Below are 14,876 nucleotides of genomic sequence, written 5' to 3'. Positions count from 1 at the left end.
AGAGCGAGGTTTGCCCGCGAAGCGTTTAACGACGGGCGAAGGTGTCCGCACGATTGCCCGACACCTTGCGGCAATGCACCAGCGCATCACGAATCATGAAGTTCACCAGGGTCGGCGAGACGCCCAGTTCCTTGGCGATGTCTTTTTGCGGCACGCCGTGCAGGCGGTACATCTCGAAGGCGTAACGGGTGCGGCTGGGCAGCTCCGTCAGTGCATCGGCAATGTTTTCCAGGGTCGAGAAATTCATGTGCGAGGTTTCCGGCGAAGCGCCCTGGATCACCACGTTCAGGCCTTCTTCTTCCGGGCCCGAATACTTCTGCTCCAGCGCCTGCTTGCGGTAGTGATCGATCGCCAGGTTGCGCACGATCTGGAACAGGTAACTGAGCTGCGCCTTGATGGACGAGGTGATCTGCGGCGCCGATTGCAACCGGAAGAACGCATCCTGCACCACGTCTTCGGCGCGGGATCGGCAGCCGGTAATGCGGGCGGCGATCTTGACCAGAATCAGTCGGTTGTCGACGAAGGCCTGAAGTAGCGGTGAATCGCACCTGCTTGTGGATACTTGTTCCGTCATTGGAAATCACCTTGCTGCAAATAGGGTCGTGGGACGACAAGGGGGTCGGAGCCGTCCTACATATCGAGCGACAAATTATGTTGAATGATAATTATTGTCAATTGAGAAAGAGAATTAATGCTCCGTTGCGGTGCGGACCGAGAACGGCGACACGCTGACTCACCCACCGGCCACAAGCCTGCCGGCGCTCAAGCCCGGCGACTAATTATTCCAAGACCTCATCCGTTCTCATTGGTGAATGGCTGCGGGCGCAAACCCCGGCCAAAACAGCATTCCCAAGCCTTGCGCGGTCGGCGAAGACCGCGTCCTGCATGCCCGTGAACGGGCGTGAAATATGAAAACCGATTCCACTTGCAAGCCGAATTCAGGCAGGAAACCTCATGACCGACGCGTTCGAACTCCCCAGCACACTGGTCCAAGCCCTCCAGCGCCGCGCGGCCCTGACGCCGGACCGGGTGGCCTTGCGTTTTCTCGCCGAAACCCAGGATCAGGCTGTGGTGCTCAGTTATCGTGAGCTGGACCAACGGGCGCGAACCATTGCCGGCGCGTTGCAGGCCCAGGCGTCGTTCGGCGATCGCGCGGTGCTGTTGTTTCCCAGCGGCCCGGATTACGTCGCGGCGTTCTTTGGTTGCCTGTACGCCGGGGTGATCGCGGTGCCGGCCTATCCGCCGGAATCGACCCGTCGTCATCATCAGGAACGCCTGCTGTCGATCATCAGCGATGCCGAGCCGCGCCTGCTGTTGACCAGCGCCGACCTGCGCGACGCCTTGTTGCAAATCAACGGGGCGCCGCCGCTGCTATGTGTCGACACCCTCGACAACGCCCTGGCTGAACGCTGGGTTGCACCGGACCTGCAAGGCGAGCACATCGCTTTCCTGCAATACACCTCCGGCTCCACCGCGTTGCCTAAAGGTGTGCAAGTCAGCCACGGCAACCTGGTGGCCAACGAACGATTGATTCGTCACGGCTTTGGCATCGACCTCAATCCTGATGACGTGATTGTCAGCTGGCTACCGCTGTACCACGACATGGGCCTGATCGGTGGTTTGCTGCAGCCGATTTTCAGTGGTGTGCCGTGCGTGTTGATGTCGCCGGCGTACTTCCTCGGTCGCCCGTTGCGCTGGCTGGAAGCGATCAGCGAATACGGCGGCACCATCAGCGGCGGGCCGGACTTCGCCTATCGACTGTGCAGCGAGCGCGTCAGCGAATCGGCTCTGGAACGCCTTGATTTGAGCGGCTGGCGCGTGGCGTATTCCGGTTCCGAACCGATTCGCCTCGACACCCTGGAACGCTTCGCCGAGAAATTCGCGGCCTGTGGTTTTACGCCAGACAGCTTCATGGCCTCTTACGGTCTCGCGGAAGCCACACTGTTCGTTGCCGGCACTCCGCGCGGTCGGGGCATTCCGGCATTGCGCGTGGACGATCAGGCCTTGGCGCAAAACTGCGCCGAACCGGGCGACGGTAGTCCGATCATGAGTTGCGGCATCGGCCAGCCGGATCACGCGGTGCTGATTGTCGATTCGGTATCGCTTGAAGAACTCGCCGACAACGCAGTCGGTGAAGTCTGGGCCGCCGGGCCGAGCATCGCCCATGGCTACTGGCGCAACCCTGAAGCCACGGCCAAGACCTTCGTCCAGCACGCGGGTCGCACCTGGCTGCGCACCGGCGATCTGGGCTTTTTGCGTGACGGTGAACTGTTCATCACCGGGCGCCTGAAAGACATGCTGATCGTTCGTGGTCACAACCTCTATCCGCAGGACATCGAGCAGACCATCGAGCGCGAAGTGGAGGTGGTGCGCAAGGGGCGTGTGGCCGCGTTCGCGGTCAACCTCGAGGGTCAGGAAGGCATCGGCATTGCCGCGGAAATCAGCCGCAGCGTGCAGAAGATCCTGCCGTCCGAGGCGCTGATCAAAGCCATTCGCCAAGCGGTGGCCGAGGCGTATCAGCAAGCGCCGCGCGTGGTGGTGTTGCTCAATCCGGGGGCACTGCCCAAGACCTCCAGCGGCAAGTTGCAACGTTCGGCCTGCCGCAATCGCCTGGCCGATGGCAGCCTCGACAGCTATGCGGTTTTCCCGTCGGCAGCGAACGAAAGTGAAGGCAGCAGCGAGTCGGGTTCCGAACTGCAAACCCTGATCGGCCAGATCTGGTGCGAGCAATTGCAGGTCAAGCAAGTCAACGCCGACGATCACTTCTTCCTGCTCGGCGGTAACTCCATCGCCGCCACTCAAGTGGTTGCTCGCCTGCGTGAAACGTTGGCTCTGGAGCTGAATCTGCGTCTGCTGTTCGAAGCGCCAACCCTCGGCGCGTTCGCCGCCGCCGTCGCCCGGCAACTACAGGATGGCGGCCTCGCCCAAGGCGCGATCACTCAGCTGTCGCGCAACGAAGCCATGCCGCAATCCCTGGCGCAAAACCGTTTGTGGATCACCTGGCAACTCGACCCGCAGAGCAGCGCCTACAACATTCCCGGCGCCTTGCGCCTGCGCGGCGAACTGGACGAAGACGCCTTGCGCGCCAGTTTCCAGCAACTGATCGAACGTCACGAATCCCTGCGCACGCGGTTTTTCGAGCGCGACGGTGTGGCCCTGCAACGGGTCGATGCTGCCGGTGAGTTCAATCTTCGAGTGATCGACATCAACGATGTGCCGGCCGCTGAGCGTGAAGCCCGCGCGCAACAAATCCGCGAGGACGAAGCGCGCACCCAGTTCGATCTGGAGAACGGCCCGCTGCTGTGGGTGACCCTGGTGCGCCTCGATGATGAAGACCATCAACTGCTGGTGACGATGCACCACATCATCGCTGACGGCTGGTCGCTGAACGTGCTGATCGAGGAGTTCTCGCGCCTGTATGCGGCAGCCTCTCAAGGCCAGACCGCCAGCCTCCCGGCCTTGCCGACCCAATACGCCGACTACGGCAGTTGGCAGCGCCAGTGGCTGGCGCAAGGGGAGGGCGAACGGCAACTCGCTTACTGGAAAGAGCAGTTGGGTGATGAGCATCCGACCCTGAGCCTGGCCACCGACCACCCACGTTCGGCGCAGCACACTTACAGCGCTGCCCGCCACACGCTGCGATTGGACGCGAGCCTGAGCAACGCCATTCGCCAGACCGCCCAGGCCCATGAATCGACACCGTTCATGCTGTTGCTCGCAGCGTTCCAGAGCCTGTTGCATCGCTACAGCGGCCAGCGCGACATCCGCATCGGCGTGCCGAATGCCAACCGTCCACGCCTGGAAACCCAAGGGCTGATCGGCTTCTTCATCAACACCCAAGTGTTGCGTGCCGAAGTGGACTCGCGACTGCCATTCGTGGAGTTGCTGGCGCAAACCCGGCAAGCCTCATTGGGGGCGCAAGCGCATCAGGACCTGCCGTTCGAACAACTGCTCGAAGCTTTCCCGCAGGCCCGCGAACAAGGTCTGTTCCAGGTCATGTTCAACCATCAACAACGGGATCTCGGCGCTCTGCGTCGTCTGCCGGGGCTGCTCGCCGAAGAGCTGCCGTGGTACAGCCGCGAAGCCAAGTTCGACCTGCAACTGCACAGCGAAGAAGACCGCAACGGACGCTTGAGCCTGTCGTTCGACTACGCCAGTGAACTGTTCGACGCGGCGACCATCGAGCGTCTGGCCGAGCACTTCAGCAACATGCTGCGAGCCATCTGTGAACGCCCGCAACAAGCGATCGGTGACCTGCAACTACTGACTACCGCCGAACACACTCAGCAAAATGACTGGAGCGTTGCCCCATGCAGTCCGGCGCAGCAGTGGTTGCCGGAACTGCTCAACGAACAAGTACACCAGACCCCGGAGCGCACCGCGTTGCTGTGGGACGGCGGCAGCCTGGACTTCGCTGAACTGCATACTCAGGCCAACCGCTTGGCGCATTACCTGCGCGACAAAGGCGTCGGCCCGGACGTGTGCGTGGCCATCGCCGCCGAGCGTTCGCCGCAGTTGCTGATCGGCTTGCTGGCGATCATCAAGGCCGGCGGCGCTTATGTGCCGCTCGACCCGGATTACCCGGCCGAGCGCCTGTCCTACATGCTCAGCGACAGTGGCGTCGAGTTATTGCTGACCCAAACCGAATTGCTCGACCGCTTGCCGGCCACTGATGGCGTCTGCGTGATTGCCATGGACGCCCTGCACCTGGAGAACTGGCCAAGCCATGCACCGGGTCTGCACCTGCACGGCGACAACCTGGCCTACGTGATTTATACCTCGGGTTCCACCGGCCTGCCCAAGGGCGTTGGCAACACTCACGCAGCGCTCGCTGAACGTCTGCAATGGATGCAGAGCACTTATCGCCTGAACGATACCGACGTGCTGATGCAAAAAGCCCCGATCAGTTTTGACGTGTCGGTGTGGGAGTGTTTCTGGCCGCTGATCACCGGGTGCCGCTTGCTGATCGCCGGTCCCGGCGAACACCGCGATCCACACCGCATCGCACAACTGGTCAAGCAGTACGGTGTGACCACGCTGCACTTTGTGCCGCCGCTGCTTTCGCTGTTCATCAACGAACCGCTGACCGCCGAATGCACCAGCCTGCGCCGGGTGTTTTCCGGCGGCGAAGCCTTGCCCGTCGAACTGCGCAACCGCGTGCTGACGCAATTGCCGGCGGTGCAACTGCACAACCGCTACGGCCCCACCGAAACCGCGATCAACGTCACCCACTGGCACTGCACAACCGCCGATGGCGAGCGCTCGCCGATTGGCCGGCCATTGGGCAACGTGCTGTGCCGGGTGCTCGACAGTGACCTCAACCCGGTGCCGGCCGGCGTGCCGGGTGAACTGTGCATCAGCGGTATCGGTTTGGCTCGGGGCTATCTGGGCCGTCCGGGGCTGACCGCTGAGCGTTTCGTGGTCGATCCACTGGGCGAGCAGGGCGCGCGTCTGTACCGCACCGGCGACCGTGCGCGCTGGACCGCCGATGGCGTAATCGAATACCTCGGTCGTCTCGATCAGCAGGTCAAACTGCGTGGCTTTCGTGTCGAGCCGCAAGAGATCGAAGCGCGGCTGTTGGCACAATCCGGCGTCGCCCAAGCGGTGGTGCTGGTGCACGAAACGGCGGTCGGCGGGCAGTTGATCGGTTACTACACCGCCACTGATTCCACTGAAGACCTCGACACTCAAACCGCACGCCTGAAAGCCGTGCTGGCCGCCGAGTTGCCGGAATACATGGTCCCGGCGCAGCTGATGCGTCTGGACCAAATGCCCCTGAGCCCGAGCGGCAAACTCGATCGCCGCGCCTTGCCGGAACCTCAGTGGCACGTCCGCGAGCACGTTGAACCGGTCACGGCGCTTGAGCAACAAATCGCCGGCATCTGGCGCGAAGTGCTGGGCCAGACGCAGATCGGTCTGCGCGACGACTTCTTCGCCCTTGGTGGCCACTCGCTGCTGGCCACGCAAATCATCTCCCGTACCCGTCAGGCCTGCGACGTCGAGTTACCGTTGCGGGCGCTGTTCGAGGCCAGTGAGCTGGGCGCGTTTGCCGAACAGGTTCGCTTGATTCAGGTCAGCGGCAAAACCAACCGGCAGCCACCGATCGAGAAGGTCGACCGCCGCCAACCGGTGCCCTTGTCCTATTCCCAGCAACGCATGTGGTTCTTGTGGCAGATGGAACCGGACAGCCCGGCCTACAACGTCGGCGGCATGGCGCGGTTGCGCGGCGTGCTGGATGTCGGGCGTTTCGAAGCGGCGCTGCAAGCGCTGATCATGCGTCATGAAACCTTGCGCACGACGTTCCCGAGCATCGACGGCGTGGCCCGGCAACAGGTGCATCCGGACACCGGCCTACGCATGGACTGGAAGGATTTCTCCGCACTGGCGGCCGATACCCGTGAGCAGCGAGTCCAGCAACTGGCCGACAGCGAGGCGCACACGCCTTTCGATCTGGAAACCGGACCGTTGCTGCGCGCCTGCCTGGTCAAGACCGCCGAGCAGGAACATTACCTGGTGCTGACCCTGCACCACATCGTCACCGAAGGCTGGGCGATGGACATCTTCGCCCGGGAACTCAGCGCGCTCTACGAAGCCTTCGTCGATGACCGCGAATCGCCACTGCAACCCTTGCCGGTGCAGTACCTGGATTACAGCGTGTGGCAGCGTCAGTGGCTGGAATCCGGCGAACGTCAGCGCCAGCTCGATTACTGGACCGCGCAACTGGGCCGCGAACATCCGCTGCTGGAATTGCCCGCCGATCGTCCGCGTCCGCCGGTGCAAAGTCATCAGGGCGAACTGTTCCGCTTCGACCTCAGTGATGACCTCGCGGCACGGGTTCGTGCCTTCAACGCAGACAACGGCCTGACCCTGTTCATGACCATGACCGCCGCCCTGGCCGTGCTGCTTTACCGCTACAGCGGCCAGACCGACCTGCGCATTGGTGCGCCGGTGGCCAACCGCATCCGCCCGGAAAGCGAAGGGCTGATCGGCGCGTTCCTCAACACTCAAGTGCTGCGTTGCCAGCTCGACGGGCAGATGTCCGTGGGCGAGTTGTTCGAGCAGGTTCGCCACACGGTGATCGAAGGCCAGTCCCATCAGGACCTGCCGTTCGATCACTTGGTCGAAGCCCTGCAGCCACCGCGCAGCGCCGCGTACAACCCGCTGTTCCAGGTGATGTGCAACGTGCAGCGCTGGGAATTCCAGCAGCGCCGCACCCTGTCCGGGATGACCGTCGAGTACCTGGCCAACGATGCGCGCGCGACCAAGTTCGACCTCAACCTGGAAGTCACCGACCTCGACCATCGCCTGGGTTGCTGCCTGACTTACAGCACCGATCTGTTCGATGAGCCGCGCATTGCGTGCATGGCCGGGCACTGGCGCAATCTGCTGGAAGCGTTGCTGGCCGATCCGCAACAGCGCTTGAGTGAACTGCCGTTGCTCGACGCCACTGAACAGCAAAACCTGCTCGACAACCTCGGCATCGAGCCGGGTGAGCATCGCCTCGATCAATGCATCCACCAGCTGTTCGCTGAGCAGGCACTGGTGCGCATGGGCGCACCGGCGCTGACGTTCGCCGGGCAAACCCTGAGCTACGCCGAGCTCGATAGCCGCGCCAATCGTCTGGCCTGGATGCTCCGTGAGCGCGGTGTCGGGCCGCAAGTGCGGGTCGGCTTGGCGTTGGAACGTTCGCTGGAGATGGTCATCGGCTTGCTGGCAATCCTCAAGGCGGGCGGCGCCTATGTGCCGCTGGACCCGGAATACCCGCTGGATCGCCTGCACTACATGATCGAAGACAGCGGCATCGGTTTGTTGCTCAGCGATGCGGCGATGTTCGCGGCACTCGGTGAATTGCCGGCCAGCGTCGGTCGTTGGTGCCTGGAAGACGATGCCGCGGACCTGGCCAATTACCCGGCCAGCGAGCTGCCGTTTATCAGCTTGCCGCAGCATCAGGCGTACCTGATTTACACCTCGGGCTCCACCGGCAAACCGAAAGGCGTGGTGGTGTCCCACGGTGAAATCGCCATGCATTGCCGCGCGGTGATCGAACGTTTCGGCATGCGCCCCGATGATTGCGAGTTGCACTTCTATTCGATCAACTTCGATGCCGCGACCGAGCGTCTGCTGGTGCCGTTATTGAGCGGTGCGCAAGTGGTCCTTCGCGCTCAAGGCCAGTGGGATGCGCAAGAAATCTGCGGGCTGATCCGTCGCCACCACATCAACATCCTCGGCTTCACCCCAAGCTACGGCAGCCAGTTGGCGCAATGGCTGGCGACCCAGGGCGAAACCCTGCCGGTGCGCATGTGCATCACCGGTGGCGAAGCCCTGACTGGCGAACACTTGCAGCGGATTCGCGCGGCGTTCAAACCGAGCCTGTTTTTCAACGCGTACGGCCCGACCGAAACTGTGGTCATGCCGCTCGCCAGCCTGGCCCCCGAGCAATTGGAAGAAGGGCTGGGCAGTGTGCCGATTGGCAGCGTGATCGGCGCTCGGGTGGCGTACATTCTCGACGCCGACCTGGCGTTGCTGCCGCAAGGCGCGACCGGCGAGTTGTATGTCGGCGGCGCCGGTCTGGCGCAGGGTTATCACCAACGTCCGGGGATGACCGCCGAACGCTTTGTCGCTGATCCTTTTGCCGCGAACGGCGGACGCTTGTACCGCACCGGCGACCTTGTCCGTCAGCGCGCCGATGGTCTGGTCGAGTACCTCGGCCGTATCGACCATCAAGTGAAGATCCGTGGTTTCCGCATCGAACTGGGCGAGATCGAAACCCGTCTGCTGGAACATGAATCGATCCGTGAAGCGGTCGTGCTGGCGCTCGATGCGCCGAGCGGCAAGCAACTGGTGGGCTATCTGGTTACAAACGTGGCCGAGCAGGATGAAGCGCAGCAAACTGCACTGCGCGAAGCGTTGAAGGCGCACCTCAAATCTCAGTTGCCGGATTACATGGTGCCGACGCACTTGATCCTGCTGGCCAGCATGCCGCTGACCGCCAACGGCAAACTCGACCGTCGCGCACTGCCGGCACCGGACCCGGAGTTGAATCGTCAGCAATACGTGGCGCCGAGCAACGAACTTGAGATGATCCTGGCCGGCATCTGGTGTGAAGTGCTCAACGTTCAACAGGTCGGCCTCAACGACAACTTCTTCGAACTGGGCGGCGATTCGATCCTGTCGATCCAGGTGGTCAGCCGGGCGCGGCAGCAGGGTATCCACTTCAGCCCGCGCGACCTGTTCCAGCACCAGACGGTGCAGACCCTGGCTGCCGTCGCGACCCGCACCGAGCAAGTCACTGCCGAGCAAGGTCTGCTCACGGGCGAATCGCGACTGACGCCGATCCAGCACTGGTTCTTCGATACCGATATTCCACAACGTCAACACTGGAACCAGGCGTTGCTGCTGGAACCGACCGTGGCGCTGGAGCCGCATCGCCTGGAGCAAGCGCTGTTGGCGGTGATCGAACAGCACGATGCCTTGCGCCTGCGCTTCACCGAAGTCGCCGGTCATTGGCAGGCCGAGCATCAGGCAGTTTCCGACGCTGCCGTGCTGTGGCAAGTGCAGGTGCCGACGATGGACACATGCGCGGCACTGTTCGCCGAAGCCCAGCGCAGCCTCGACCTTGAACAGGGGCCATTGATGCGGGCGCTGTTGGTCGACGATCCCGAGGGGCAACAACGGTTGTTCATTGCCGTTCACCACTTGGTGGTGGACGGGGTGTCGTGGCGGGTGCTGCTGGACGATCTGCAAACGGTTTATCGTCAACTGGACGCAGAGCAGTCAGTAAAACTGCCAGCGAAAACCAGTGCCTTCAGGGACTGGGCCGCACGGTTGCAGGCTTATGCCGGCAGCGAATCCTTGCGGGAAGAATTGAGCTGGTGGCAGGCGCAACTGGCCGGCCCAAGCGCTGAATTGCCGTGTGATCGGCCTCGGGGCGGGCAGCAGAATCGTCACGCACAAACCGTCAGCGTGCGCCTCGATAGCGAGCGCACCCGGCAACTGTTGCAACAGGCGCCGGCGGCCTATCGCACCCAAGTCAACGATTTACTGCTGACTGCGTTGGCCCGTGTGTTGTGCCGCTGGAGCGGTCATGGGTCGGCGTTGATTCAACTCGAAGGCCACGGCCGCGAAACCCTGTTCGACGAGATCGACCTGACCCGCACCGTCGGCTGGTTCACCAGTGCTTATCCACTGCGCCTCACGCCGGTGAGTGAACAGGGTGCGTCGATCAAGGCGATCAAGGAGCAACTGCGCGGGGTGCCGCATAAAGGCCTGGGGTATGGCGTGCTGCGTTACCTGGCCGATGGCCTGTGTCGGCAGACCATGGCCGCGCTGCCGGTGGCGCCGATCACCTTCAACTACCTCGGCCAGTTCGACCAGAGCTTCGGCAGCGATGCGCTGTTCCGTCCGCTCGATGAGCCGGTGGGTGCGGCCCATGATTCGCATGCGCCGCTGCCCAACGAACTGAGCATCGACAGTCAGGTGTACGGTGGTGAACTGGTGCTGCGCTGGACCTTCAGCGCCGAACGCCACGACCGGCAAACCATCGCCGACCTGGCGCAGGCGTATCTGGATGAATTGCACAGCCTGATCCAGCATTGCTTGAGCGACCATGCGGGCGGCCTGACGCCGTCGGACTTCCCGCTGGCCAAACTGACTCAGCCGCAACTCGATGCACTGCCCGTGCCGGCGGCGATGATCGAAGACGTCTACCCGCTGACCCCGATGCAGGAAGGCATGCTACTGCACACCTTGCTCGAACCGGGCACGGGCCTCTATTACATGCAGGACCGCTACCGCATCAACAGCGAGCTCGCCCCCGAGCGTTTCACCCTGGCCTGGCAAACGGTGATCGCCCGTCACGAAGCCTTGCGCGCCTCGTTCTGCTGGAACGTCGGCGAAGACATGCTGCAAGTGATCCATAAGCCGGGCAGCACGCCGATCGAGTATCTGGACTGGAGCGCGGTTGCCGAAACCGAGCAAGAACCGAAGCTGCAGGCGCTGCTGAAAAGCGAGCGCGAGGCCGGGTTCGATCTGCTCAACCAGGCACCGTTCTATCTGCGTTTGATCCGCGTCGGCGCGGCGCGCTACTGGTTCATGATGAGCAACCACCACATCCTCATCGATGCTTGGTGCCGTTCGCTGCTGATGAACGACTTCTTCGAAATCTACACCGCCCTCGGCGAAGGCCGGCAAGCGCAACTGGCGGTGCCGCCGCGTTATCGCGATTACATCGGCTGGCTGCAACGCCAGAGTCTGGCCGAGGCGCGGCAGTGGTGGCGGCAGAACCTGCAAGGTTTCGAGCGCACCACGCCGATTCCGAGCGACCGGCCGTTCCTGCGTGAACATGCCGGCGACAGCGGCGGCATGATCGTCGGCGACCGTTACACAAGGCTTGATCCCCGGGATGGCGCACAATTGCGCGAACTGGCCCAGGCCCATCAGTTGACCGTCAACACCTTCGCCCAGGCGGCGTGGGCGTTGGTGCTGCGTCGCTTGAGCGGTGAGCGCGACGTGCTGTTCGGCGTCACCGTGGCCGGGCGTCCGGTGGACATGCCAGAGATGCAACGCACCGTCGGGCTGTTCATCAACAGCATCGCCCTGCGGGTGAAAATGCCCGAGGACGATCAGCGCTGCAGCGTTCGTCAGTGGCTCAGTGGTTTGCTCGACAGCAACATGCAACTGCGCGAATACGAGTACCTGCCGCTGGTGAGCATCCAGGAAACCAGCGAACTGCCGAAAGGCCAGCCGCTGTTCGACAGCCTGTTCGTGTTCGAAAACGCCCCGGTGGAAGTCTCGGTGCTGGACCGTGCGCAAAGCCTCAATGCCACTTCGGATTCGGGCCGCACCCACACTAACTTCCCGTTGACGGCGGTCTGCTATCCGGGGGATGACCTGGGTTTGCACCTGTCCTACGACCAGCGTTATTTCGACGAATCCACCGTCGAGCGCATGCTCGGTGAGTTCAAGCGCCTGTTGCTGGCGCTGGTCGAGGGCTTCCACGGGGACATGGCCGATTTGCCGCTGTTGGGCGCCGAGGAACAGGACTTCCTGATCCATGGCTGCAACCAGAGCGAACACGACTATCCGCTGGAGCAGAGCTATGTCTCATTGTTCGAAGCGCAGGTTGCCCGGCATCCGCAGCGGATTGCCGCCAGTTATCTCGATCAGCAACACAGCTATGTTGAGTTGAACCAGCGCAGCAACCGTCTCGGCCATGCCTTGATCGCTGCAGGCGTCGGCCTCGATCAACCGGTGGCGCTGCTCGCCGAGCGTAATCTCGATCTGCTGGGCATGATTATCGGCAGCTTCAAGGCCGGTGCCGGTTACCTGCCGCTGGACCCGGGCCTGCCGAGTCAGCGCCTGAGCCGGATCATTGACCTGAGCCGCACGCCGTTGCTGGTCTGCACCCAGGCGTGCCGTGAACAAGCCGTCGCGCTGCTGGAGGAATTCGGATGTGCCAACCGGCCTCGATTGCTGGTCTGGGAAGACGTGCAGGCGAGCGACGTTTCGGTGGCCAATCCGGGTATCTACAGTGGCCCGGACAACCTCGCCTACGTGATCTACACCTCGGGCTCCACAGGCCTGCCGAAGGGCGTGATGGTCGAGCAGCGCGGCATGCTCAATAACCAGTTGAGCAAGGTGCCGTACCTGAAGCTGAGCGACGCCGATGTGATCGCCCAGACCGCTTCGCAAAGCTTCGATATTTCGGTCTGGCAGTTCCTCGCGGCGCTGTTGTTCGGTGCTCGGGTGGACATCGTGCCGAACAGCATCGCCCATGATCCCCAAGGCTTGCTGGCCCACGTCCAGAGCCAGGGCATTAGCGTGCTGGAAAGCGTGCCGTCGCTGATTCAGGGCATGCTCGCCCAGGACTGCATGAGCCTCGATGGCCTGCGCTGGATGTTGCCGACCGGTGAAGCGATGCCGCCGGAACTGGCGCATCAATGGTTGCTGCGTTACCCGCAGATGGGTCTGGTGAACGCTTATGGCCCGGCGGAATGCTCGGACGATGTGGCGTTCTTCCGCATCGACCTGGCCTCGACCCGTGGCAGCTATTTGCCGATCGGTACGCCGACCGACAACAACCGTTTGTACTTGCTCGATGGCGCGCTGGAGCTGGTGCCGTTGGGGGCGGTGGGTGAGTTGTGTGTGGCCGGCACCGGGGTCGGGCGCGGTTATGTGAGCGATCCGTTGCGCACGGCGCAGGTGTTTGTGCCGAATCCGTTCGGCGCACCGGGTGATCGTTTGTATCGCACGGGTGACCTGGCCCGTCGTCGCAGTGACGGCGTGCTGGAGTACGTCGGACGTATCGACCATCAGGTGAAGATTCGCGGTTACCGCATCGAACTGGGTGAAATCGAGGCGCGTCTGCATGAACAGCCGGAAGTCCGCGACGCGGCGGTCGGGGTGCAGGAGGGCGTCAACGGCAAGCATCTGGTCGGCTATCTGGTGGCAGCGGATTCGGTGCTCAATCCGAACGAACGACTGGAGCGGATCAAGCAGCGCCTGCGTGCTGAGTTGCCGGAATACATGGTGCCGCTGCATTGGTTGTGGCTCGACAAGCTGCCGCTCAACGCCAACGGCAAACTCGATCGCAAGGCCTTGCCGGCACTGGAGATCGGCCAGTTGCAGAGCCAGGACTATCAGGCGCCGGGCAATGAGCTGGAGCAGACCTTGGCGGATATCTGGGCCGAAGTGTTGAAGGTCGAGAAGGTTGGCGTGCGTGACAACTTCTTCGAGCTGGGTGGGCATTCGCTGCTGGCCACGCAAATTGCCTCGCGGGTACAAAAAGCCCTGCAACGCGACGTGCCGCTGCGGGCGATGTTCGAGTGCAGCACGGTGGCGGAGTTGGCCGAGTACATCGACGGGTTGGCGGCGAGCGACATTACCGAGGAGAAGGTGGATCGGTTGAATGACCTGATGGCGGAGCTGGAGGGCCTTTAATCCGGGTTGACTGCCGAGCCCACGCGGCTCAGGCTTCCCGTGGTTTTTTAATGGATCCTATCTTCACCAGGGAGACAGTCGATGCCCTTCGTAACGGTTGATGGACAAGCGCTTCACTACATAGATCAAGGTACGGGCCCGGCGGTATTGCTGGCCGGGAGCTACCTGTGGGACCAGGCCATGTGGGCACCGCAGATTGCGGCGCTGTCGCAGCGCTATCGGGTCATTGCACTGGACCTCTGGGGCCATGGCGAATCCGGGCGGATACCCGAGGGCATGACGTCGCTGGATGACGTGGCGCGTCAGGCACTGGCATTACTCGATCATCTGGACATCGATCGCGTCACGCTGGTCGGTCTTTCGGTCGGTGGCATGTGGGGCGTTCGCCTGGCACTGTCGGCGCCGCAGCGGCTCAACGGGCTGGTGCTGATGGATACTTACGTTGGTGTCGAACCGGAACCGACTCGTCAGTATTACTTCTCGCTGTTCAAGCAGATCGAAGACAGCGGTGAGATCTCGCCGCAACTGCTCGACATTATTGTGCCGATCTTCTTCCGTCCGGGCATCGATCCGCAGTCGGCTTTGTATCAGGATTTCCGCGCCAGGCTGGCGGCATTACCAGTCAGCCGGCTGCGTGAAAGCATTGTGCCGATGGGACGGATCACGTTTAGTCGTGATGATTTGTTGCCGCGCCTGGCTAAGCTGAACCCTGAAACCACACTGTTGATGTGCGGCGACCAGGACAAGCCGCGGCCGCCGTCGGAAACCAGAGAAATGGCCGAGTTGATCGGTTGCCCGTATGTGCTGGTGCCGGAGGCGGGGCATATCTCCAGTCTGGAGAACCCCGAGTTTGTCACTGAGGCGCTGCTGAAGTTTCTGGCCGACAGAAATCCGTGTAGCGCTTGATTAAAAAGATCGCAGCCTTCGGTAGTGCCCAC

Annotated in this window: 3 protein-coding genes; 2 read left to right on the top strand and 1 reads right to left on the bottom strand. The window is 62.5% G+C overall.

Features of this window, described 5'->3' with window-relative positions; translation table 11 throughout:
• Positions 1-25: 25 nt before the first annotated feature.
• Positions 26-574 carry an RNA polymerase factor sigma-70 gene (locus AC1DQM_RS26495; RefSeq protein ID WP_007894994.1) on the bottom strand — a complete coding sequence of 183 codons (549 nt, stop codon included), beginning with the start codon at positions 572-574 and terminating at the stop codon, positions 26-28.
• 380 nt (positions 575-954) lie between these two features.
• On the opposite strand from AC1DQM_RS26495, the gene AC1DQM_RS26490 reads away from it, so the two are divergent.
• Positions 955-13,938, top strand: coding sequence for a non-ribosomal peptide synthetase (locus tag AC1DQM_RS26490; protein ID WP_477747074.1), 12,984 nt, complete (start codon positions 955-957; stop codon positions 13,936-13,938).
• 81 nt (positions 13,939-14,019) lie between these two features.
• Entirely contained in the window at positions 14,020-14,844 is an 825-nt protein-coding gene (locus tag AC1DQM_RS26485; RefSeq protein ID WP_477747073.1) for an alpha/beta fold hydrolase, read from the top strand.
• The last annotated feature ends 32 nt before the right edge of the window (positions 14,845-14,876 follow it).

The organism is Pseudomonas sp. 01L34 (assembly GCF_056400265.1).
This window is presented reverse-complemented; position numbering and strand designations above follow the sequence as displayed.